Source organism: bacterium, assembly GCA_035371905.1.
In the GTDB taxonomy this organism is placed as follows: Bacteria; Ratteibacteria; UBA8468; order B48-G9; family JAFGKM01; genus JAMWDI01.
Window position 1 is genome coordinate 1 of the sequence record DAORXQ010000069.1, and the last position, 7,747, is coordinate 7,747.

Consider the following 7,747-nt stretch of genomic DNA (forward strand, 5'->3'; position numbering starts at 1 on the left):
CAAAAAAGGATAGACCGTTACTGATGAAATCAAGAAATGTAATTGAAACAATTAAAGAATTGCTTGAAATGAGAAAACCTTATTATGAAAAGGCAGATTATATACTGGATACAACTAAAAAACCAGTAGAAATAATTGTTGAGGGAATAATTGAAATAATCAAAAAAGAAGATGAAAAAAATAAAAGTTAAACTTGGTGAAAGCACTCATTATATTTATATTGGAGAATCAATAGAAAAAACAGGAGAAAAAATAAGAGATGGTGAATTTGGGGATAAATTTGTTATTTTAAGCAATCAAAGAGTTTTTAATATTTATGGAGAAAAGGTAAGAAAATCAATTGAAAAAGAAAATAGAACTGTGGAAAAAATACTTATCAAAGAAGGAGAAAGACAGAAAAATATCAATACAGTTTTAAAAATTATAAATAAACTTTCTGATTTACAAATAAGCAGAAATGATACAATTGTAAATCTTGGTGGAGGAGTTATAAGTGATATTGGTGGCTTTGTATCTTCCATTTATAAAAGAGGTATTAAATATATTACAATACCCACTACATTACTTGCTCAGGTTGATGCTTCAATTGGAGGAAAAACAGGTATAAATTTGCCTTTCGGGAAAAATCTTATAGGTACATTTTATCAACCATCTTTTATACTTATTGATTTTAAAACACTTTCAACACTACCTTATAAGGAAATCAAACAGGGAATTGCAGAAATAATTAAATACGGAGTTATAAAAAATGAAAAAATTTTTGAAAAACTTGAACAGATAAAAAAAGAAGAAATTGAAAACAATTTTGCATTTCTGATAATGGAGAGCATAAAGATTAAAGTGGATATAGTTGAAAAGGATGAAAAAGAAACAAAGGGTTTGAGAGAAATCCTCAATTTTGGACATACACTTGGACACGCAATTGAAATTTCAGATATAAAAAAATTCTCACATGGAGATAGTGTTTCTCTGGGAATGATAGGAGAAAGTTATATTGCTTATAAAAAAGGATTGTCTGATAAAGAAACCTATTTAAGAATTAAAGACCTTGCAAAAAAATTTAAATTATCAAATTCTTTTAGTAAAATAAATTTTGAAAAAATTCTTGAATTTATGAAACATGACAAAAAAGTTAGAAAAAACAAAATAAGATTTACATTACCGGAAAAAATAGGGAAGGTAAGTTTAGGAGTCATAATTGAGGAAAATGAAATATTAAAAATTTTGAAAGAACTTTTATAAGGAGAAAAAAATGAAAGAACTTGAAAAAATACGAAAACAAATAGATGAGATAGACGAAAAATTAATTGAACTGATGAATTTAAGAGCAGAACTTGTAAAAAAAGTTTTTGAAATAAAAAATAAAGAAAATAAACCATTATTTGACCCATCAAGAGAAAAAAAGATTCTGGAAAGATTAATTAAAAAGAATAAAGGGATACTTAAACCAGAAGATATAGAAGTTATAATGGAAACGATTTTTAAAGTTTATAGAGGAATGTTTAAAGAAATTGTTGTCGCTTACCTGGGTCCTGAAGGAACATTCACACATCAAGCAGCATTAAATAAATTCGGAAAAAAAGCAAGATATATATCAGCAAAGACCATAGATGAAGTATTTAAAGAAGTGGAAAAAGAAAGAGCAGATTATGGGGTTGTTCCAATTGAAAATTCAATAGAAGGTGTTGTTACCCATACTCTTGATGTTTTCATTGAAAGTGATTTAAAGATAACTTCTGAAATACTCCTTGAAATTCATCATTTTTTGCTCTCAAAAGAAAATTCAATAGATAGTATAAAAAAATTATATTCTCATCCACAGGCACTTGCTCAATGTAGAAACTGGATAAGTCAGAATTTACCCGATGCAGAAATATATGAAACAGAAAGTACAACAAGTGCTGTAAAAAAAATATTGAATGAAAAAAAATCTGCTGCTATTGCATCAGAAATTGCTGCTTCAATGTATAACCTGAATATTATTGCTGAAAGAATTGAAGATTTTAGAGAAAATGTTACAAGATTTTTGGTGGTTGGAAAAAATTATTCTGAAAAAACAGGAAATGATAAAACATCTATTCTTTTTTCAATAAAAGATAAAATAGGTGCTTTACACGATATCCTTGTTCCATTCAAAAAAGAAGGTATAAATTTAACAAGAATTGAATCAAGACCGAGTAAGAAAAAAGCATGGGAATATGTCTTCTTTGTTGATTTTAAAGGGCATAAAGATGAACCAAATGTTAAAAAAGCGCTGGAAAAGGTAAAAAAATCAACTATATTTCTTAAAATTCTTGGTTCATATCCAAAAGAAGGAGGATAATATGGAAGTAAAAAATAATAGAAGGAGGTTTATATGGCTGATTTAATCATAATGAGGCAGGGTGCAACTGAAGAAGAAATAGAAAAAGTTGTTGAAAAAATAGAAAAACTTGGATTTCAAGCACATATAAGTAAAGGAACTGAAAGAACAATTATTGGAATTATCGGAGATACAAGAAGTGTCTCTGATGAAACTTTTCGTATTCTTCCAGGTGTAAGTGAAGTTATAAGTATTTTAAAAGAATATAAACTTGCAAGCAGGGATTTTCATCCTTCAGATACCGTGATAGATGTAAATGGAATCAAAATAGGAGAAGGTTATTTTGTTGTTATGGCTGGTCCCTGTTCAGTAGAAAATAAAGAACAACTTTTAACTACAGGTAAATATATAAAGGAAAAGGGAGTAAAAATCTTAAGAGGTGCTGTATTCAAGCCAAGAACTTCTCCCTATTCCTTTCTTGGATTGGGACCTGAAGGATTAAGGATAGTAAAAGAAATAAAAGAAGAGTTAAAAATACCGGTAATCACCGAAGTTTTGTCTCCTGAAGAAGTTGAAATTGTAAGTGAAGTAAGTGATATTTTACAAATTGGTACAAGAAATATGTTTAATTACAGATTATTACAGAAAGTTGGAAGAATTAATAAACCTGTGCTACTAAAAAGAAATTTTTCTGCTAAAATCTCTGAATTTTTAAACTGTGCAGAATATATTTTAAAAGAAGGAAATAATCAGGTAATTTTATGCGAAAGAGGAGTGAGAACTTTTGACTCTGAATTTACAAGAAATATTCTTGATTTAAGTGCTATACCAATATTAAAAAAAGAAACACATCTACCTGTTATTGTTGACCCGAGCCATGGAACAGGAAGAAGAGACCTTGTTATTCCGATGAGTAAAGCAGCAATAGCAGCAGGAGCGGATGGTCTTTTAATTGAAGTACATCCAAAACCAGAAGAAGCACTTTCTGATGGTTTTCAATCATTAAATCTTGAAATGTTTGGAAATTTAATGGATGAAATTACTCCATTTATAAAGATTATGAAAAAGAAAATGTGAAATGAATACTATTGTTAGAAAACCAGAAAAAATAAGTGGAATTATTGAACTACCTGGAGATAAATCAATAACACACAGAAGTTTAATATTTGGAAGTATATCAGCAGGAAAAACATATATTTTAAATTATTCAAAAGGAAAAGATTGTTTATCCACCCTGAATTGTCTTTTAAATCTTAGTGTGAAAATAGAGGAAGTTGAAAATCAATTAGTTATAAATGGCTGTGAATTTAAAGAACCTGAGGATATCCTTAACTGTGGAAACTCAGGAACAACAATTCGTCTTCTTTCAGGTATTCTTTCTGCAAAACCTCTTTATACTGTTTTAACAGGTGATTCTTCACTTAGAAAAAGACCAATGGATAGAATAATAAAACCTCTTACAATGATGGAAGCAGAAATTTACGGTAGAGGGAATAATAAATATGCTCCTTTGACAATTATAGGTAAAAATTTAAAAGGAATAAAATATAAAATGGAAATACCGTCAGCACAGGTGAAAAGTTGTATAATTCTTGCCACACTTTTTGCAAATGGAGAAAGTATAATAGAAGAATCATATCAAACAAGAGACCATACAGAAAGAATGCTTGAATATTTTGGTGGAGAAATAGAAAAAAGAGGGAATAAAATAATTGTTAAAGGAAATCAGAAATTGAAAGGTAAAGAAATATATATCCCTGGGGATTTTTCCTCTGCCTGTTATTTTATCGCAGGTACAATTTTGGTTCCTGATTCAAACTTAATTATAAAAAATGTAGGTTTAAATCCTACAAGAACTGGTTTTTTAAATGTTATTGAAAGAATGGGAGGAAATTTTGAAATTTTAAGAAAAGAGGAAATTTCAGGAGAACCTGTAGGAGATGTAAAAATAATGTATTCTGAAAAATTAAAAGGAACCGAGATTTTGCCTGAAGAAGTACCGAATATAATTGATGAAATTCCTCTTATTGCTGTTTTAGGCAGTGTTGCAGAGGGGAAAACTATTGTTAGAGGTGCAAAAGAATTAAGGGTTAAAGAATCGGATAGAATAAAATCAATTTCAACTGAATTAAAAAAACTTGGAGCCAAAATTGAAGAAAAAGAAGATGGATTTATATTAGAGGGTGTTAAAAGATTAAAGGGAACAAAAGTAAATTCATGGAATGACCACAGAATAGCCATGTCTCTTGTGATTGCTTCTTTCATAACTGAAGGAGATATAGTTATAGAAAATTCTGAATGTGTTGATATTTCATTTCCTGAATTTTTTGATAAATTTAAGTATCTCGGAGTCAATTTTGAGTTTATCTAAAATTTGAAGGAGGTCAAAAATGAATGGAATTTACTTTTACACACCGACAAAAATTTTTTTTGAAAGAAATGGGATAGAGAAATACTTGCCACTTGTAAAGAATTACGGAAATAAAGTTCTTATTGTTTCCGGTAAAAATTTCATTTATAAAAGTGGTTTAATGGATAAAATAAAAAACATCTTTGACAAAGAAAACATTGATTATTCTGTATTTTCAAATGTTAATCCGGAACCCGATATAGAAAATGTTGAAGAAGGTGTTGAATTATGCAAGAAAGAAAATTGTAATGTAATACTTGCAATAGGTGGAGGAAGTGCTCTTGATGCTGGGAAATGTATTGCTGTAATGTCAAAAAATGAAGGTTCTTTAAAAAATTACTTTGGAGAAGTAGAATATAAAAATAATCCACTAACAGTTATTGCTGTACCAACAACATGTGGAACAGGAAGTGAGGTTACAAGGTATGCTGTTATTGTGGATAAAGAAGAAAAAACAAAAAAGACAGTAAGCAGTGAAAAAATTATGCCTAAAATTGCGATTTTAGATCCTGATTTACTTGATTATTTACCTTCTAAACTTATTGCAGCCACTGGAATGGATGCTTTCTCTCATGCTGTTGAAAGTTATCTTGCAACAATTTCAGATTATGTTTCAAAACTCTTTTCTCTTGAGTCATTAAAATTGTTAAAAGAAAATTTAAAAAGAGCAGTGGATGGAGACAAAGAGAGTAAAGAAAAAGTTTTTCTTGCTTCAACATTTGCGGGATATGCAATAAATAAAACAGGGACAATTATAGTTCACGGAATTGGATACTCTCTAACAATAAAATATAACACTCACCATGGAACTGCTAATTCCTTATTTTTACCTTATATTCTTGAATTTTTGAAAAAAAATAATTATAAGAAAGAAATAGAGGAACTTGAAAATATTATAGGAACTAATTCAGAACTTAAGAACTTCATAACTTCAATTGGACTTCCTTCAAAATTGAGAGATATTAGAGTAAAAGAAGAGGATATAGAAGAACTTGTTAATTTATCCATAAAAGGATGTGAAAGGGCTATGAAGAAGATGAAATTTGTATTAACAAGAAATGATTTTTTAGAAATAATCAATTCTGCTTTTTAATTATTCCATAAAATATCTTTAAAGACATTCAAAAATCCATATTTTCTCTGCCATGTAGTATACATAAAACCAACTATATTATTGAATTTTTTTGATATTTCATACCACAATTTAACATCATTCATATTATCTGCATCATAATAACACGCTATTAAAACTTTAAATCCCTGATTATAAAAAAATTCTAAACTTTTTTCTCTTGGTCTTCCACCCCATACAGCAATAATAATATCTTTTGGTATATAATTCCATGAACCAGTAAAATCTCCTTTAACGAGATAATAGTCCTTTTTTGCATTATGATTTGGATCAAACATATCTGACCATATATAAATTTCTGCTTTAGGATTATATTTACGAAGAATTTCCACTTCTTTTTTTACACATTCACCAAGTAATTCAGCCATATCTTTTCCTAAACATGCCTCACATGTTCCTCCCATTCTAATTTCATCCATATTTAATAGAACTTTTTTATAATTTAAAGTTTCCCATAATAACTTTGCTTCATGGTCAAAAATCTCATAAATTTCAGGTTCAGCCATACAAACAGTTACCTGACTATCATAAATTAACATCGGATGATACCAACTAACTCTTAATCTCTGTCCATTTTTTATACGACTATTCTGGGTTATCTTAATTTTAGGAAAAGGTCTGTCAAAATTTGTCCATAAGTTAAAATTTTTGTCTATTAATGGTTCATAATCTTCTCCTTCTTTATATATTTCTCCACTTCCTTCATTCCTGACAGTTATAGGAGTTCCAGGTCTTCTTAATACATTTATTGGTCCTATTTCTTCAATCATCCAGTCATCAAGATAAAATTTACCTGTTTTTCCTCCCCAGACACCGGCATAAACACGAACTTTTTCAAAGTTCTGACTGTTAAAAATCATAGTTAATTTTCTCCAGTCAGTCGTGGGTGGTAAATTAAAACTTCTTGGAGCAAGGTCTTTTTTATCTCCGAGAACTAATAATCTGAAACATCCCTGTGGTTGTAAATTTTCTGTTTTAACCCATATACTCATACGATAACATCTATATGGTTTAACAGAAATTTCCTGCATTATTCTTCCATGACCATAAGGATTTGCAGTAAAATTCTCAAATCTTATAGAAGTATTACCACTTTTTTTAATATTTTGCTCAACAAAACTTACCTCACCCGGCTGGTCATGAAAATTAAAGTATTTAAATCTATTTCCATTAAATTCTTCAAAACTACCATTTAGAATTTGAACATTTAATTCAGAGATAAAAATTGCTTCTCCATTTTTTACAACAAAAAGAGCATCTTTAACAGGTAAACCCTCTGCAAGATATTTATTATGTGATAAAACTCCTCCTCCATATCCAATAGAAAAAACTGCCGGGATCAGTTCAAGATTAAGTTTTTCACAACATTCTCTAATTTCCTTAAGATTTCTAAAATACCTTTCGTCTTTTTTGCACAATGAATCAAGTCCTGCGGAAAGTATTACTCCATTAAAATCATTCTTCTTTGCGTCATTTAAAATTCTCTTGACTTCTTCCAAATCTTCATTTTTCTCAATATTAAATCCAAAAACCCAAACAAATCTGTCTTTAAAATTATCACAGAGAAGAATAATTGAAACAAAAAAGAAAACTAAAAATGGTAATGTTTTTTTCATTAGAGATATGGTTCCAGAAATTTAATCGCTTTTTTTATATCCTCAATCTGTTTTTCACCACTTATTTCCCTCTCAATTATTATTGGTCCTTTAAAACCTTTACTTTTCAACCTTCTCAAAAGTACAGGAAAATTAACCATGCCTTCACCGATAGGTACCTCCTTCCCAAGATATTCATCTCTATTTGGCCAAAGTCCATCCTTTCCATGCATACTTTTTACATACTCACCAAAAATTTCAACGGCATCAATTGGATTTGCTTTCCCATATAAAATTAAATTTGCCGG

Annotated in this window: 8 protein-coding genes; 6 read left to right on the forward strand and 2 right to left on the reverse strand. The window is 29.2% G+C overall.

The annotated features are described in order from the left end of the window. The 6 genes from PKV21_07325 to PKV21_07350 form a co-directional block, all read left to right on the forward strand. On the forward strand, positions 1-191 hold a 191-nt coding region (locus PKV21_07325; protein HOM27300.1), incomplete at its 5' end, for a shikimate kinase. Then, complete coding sequence (gene aroB / locus PKV21_07330) at positions 172-1,242, forward strand: 3-dehydroquinate synthase (GenBank protein ID HOM27301.1); 1,071 nt, start codon at positions 172-174, stop codon at positions 1,240-1,242. The genes PKV21_07325 and aroB, both read left to right, overlap by 20 nt. Positions 1,243-1,252: 10 nt before the next feature. Beyond that, on the forward strand, positions 1,253-2,323 hold the full coding sequence (pheA, locus tag PKV21_07335) for a prephenate dehydratase (protein ID HOM27302.1): 1,071 nt from the start codon (positions 1,253-1,255) through the stop codon (positions 2,321-2,323). A gap of 33 nt (positions 2,324-2,356) precedes the next feature. Then, a complete protein-coding gene (gene aroF / locus PKV21_07340; protein ID HOM27303.1) occupies positions 2,357-3,379 on the forward strand; it encodes a 3-deoxy-7-phosphoheptulonate synthase in 1,023 nt (340 codons plus the stop codon). Between the two features lies 1 nt (position 3,380). Continuing rightward, the gene (gene aroA, locus PKV21_07345) at positions 3,381-4,673 is read left to right on the forward strand and encodes a 3-phosphoshikimate 1-carboxyvinyltransferase (protein HOM27304.1); all 1,293 of its coding nucleotides are present in this window, start codon (positions 3,381-3,383) and stop codon (positions 4,671-4,673) included. 19 nt (positions 4,674-4,692) lie between these two features. Then, positions 4,693-5,805: an iron-containing alcohol dehydrogenase gene (locus PKV21_07350; protein HOM27305.1), complete on the forward strand. Its 1,113-nt coding sequence runs from the start codon at positions 4,693-4,695 to the stop codon at positions 5,803-5,805. Here the strand turns inward: PKV21_07350 and PKV21_07355 are convergent. After that, complete coding sequence (locus tag PKV21_07355; GenBank protein ID HOM27306.1) at positions 5,802-7,460, reverse strand: hypothetical protein; 1,659 nt, start codon at positions 7,458-7,460, stop codon at positions 5,802-5,804. The genes PKV21_07350 and PKV21_07355 overlap by 4 nt on opposite strands. Next, a partial coding sequence (locus PKV21_07360; GenBank protein ID HOM27307.1) for a TIM barrel protein occupies positions 7,460-7,747 on the reverse strand: 288 nt, incomplete at its 5' end. The genes PKV21_07355 and PKV21_07360, both read right to left, overlap by 1 nt.